Raw genomic sequence first — 329 nt, forward strand, 5'->3', positions numbered from 1 at the left:
CCCGAACTCAGCAGTGAAACGATGCATCGCCGATGGTAGTGTGGGGTTTCCCCATGTGAGAGTAGGTCATCGTCAAGATTAAATTCCGAAATCCCTGTCTGCTCACGCAGACGGGGATTTTGTTTTTATAGAAGTACAAGCTTTGTAAAAAGCATGTGCAGTGAGTCAGGTAAGTTACCTGATAAACAAAGAATAAACTGGGGTTGACAGCAGCGTGTAACGCTGTAGAATTCGCCTCCCGCTGACGAGAGATCGAAAGCGCAAGTGGTTGATGTTACAGAGGAAACTTTGAAAACATCTTAAAATAACCGCTTGACAGCAACAGAGGC

The 329-nt window shown here is 45.6% G+C and carries 1 rRNA gene; it reads left to right on the forward strand.

Annotated elements, in window-relative coordinates:
- A 5S ribosomal RNA gene (rrf, locus tag V6F78_RS22585) occupies nt 1–78 on the forward strand; the annotation flags it as partial.
- Nucleotides 79–329 lie beyond the last annotated feature (251 nt).

The organism is Pseudomonas sp. ESBL9 (assembly GCF_036668715.1).
GTDB classification, from domain to species: Bacteria; Pseudomonadota; Gammaproteobacteria; order Pseudomonadales; family Pseudomonadaceae; genus Aquipseudomonas; species Aquipseudomonas lundensis.